The following is a 984-nucleotide window of genomic DNA, read 5'->3' on the forward strand; positions in this document are numbered from 1 at the left end:
TTTTGGTTAGAGTTTTCCGGTGCATTTTCCTGGCTGGGAAAGGGACCAGAAGACGATGAAAGCGTCGCAGTTTTCGGACGCTCAGAAGGCGTTCATTCTGAAGCAAGGTGATGAAGGCGTGTCGGTTGCTGAAATCTGCAGGAAGGCGGGGATCAGCCAGGCGACTTATTTCAACTGGAAGAAAAAATACGCGGGCATGCTGCCACCGGAGATGAAGAGGCTGAAACAGCTCGAGGACGAGAATTCGCGCCTGAAGAAGATCGTCGCGGATCTGACGCTGGACCGCGAGATGTTGCAGGATGTCATCCGCCGAAAGCTCTAAGGCCTGCTCGGAAGCGGGAGATGGTGAAAGGCATGTGCTGCGATTGGGCGATCTCGATCCGACGTGCTTGTGGAGCGTTGAACTTCGATCGATCAACTCACCACTATACCTCTCGCCGTGCTGATCAGGCCGGTCTGGAACGTCGTATTCGCGAGATCTGCGAGATCCGTGTGCGGTACGGCTATCGCCGCGTGCATGTGCTGTTGGAACGCGAGGGTTGGGGCACCAACATCAAGCGAACCTACCGCATTTACAGGGACTTGGGGCTACAGTTGCGGAACAAGACACCGAAGCGGGGGGTAAAAGCCAAGCTTCGCGAGGATCGGCACATGGCCGTCGGACCCAACGACGTCTGGGCGATGGACTTCGTTCACGACCAACTCGCAACGGGTAAGAAACTGCGCGTGCTGACGGTGGTCGACACCTTCTCGCGCTACGTGCCGGTGCTTGATCCACGTCATAGCTATAGAGGCGAAGACGTTGTGCAAACCCTTGAACGGGTGTGCCAAAAAGCCGGCTATCCGAAAACGATCCGTGTCGACCAAGGGACCGAGTTCGTGTCGCGCGACTTGGACCTGTGGGCCTATTCCAAGGGTGTGACGTTGGACTTCTCACGCCCCGGCAAGCCGACTGATAATGCTTTCATCGAAGCGTTCAATGGC

1 pseudogene is annotated in these 984 nt (G+C 56.5%); it reads left to right on the top strand.

Annotated features, from left to right (window positions below):
• Positions 1-55: 55 nt before the first annotated feature.
• Positions 56-984, top strand: a pseudogene (locus tag PH551_RS32790) (IS3-like element ISRel21 family transposase); the annotation flags it as partial.

The organism is Rhizobium atlanticum (genome assembly GCF_030182485.1).
Taxonomy (GTDB): domain Bacteria; phylum Pseudomonadota; class Alphaproteobacteria; order Rhizobiales; family Rhizobiaceae; genus Rhizobium.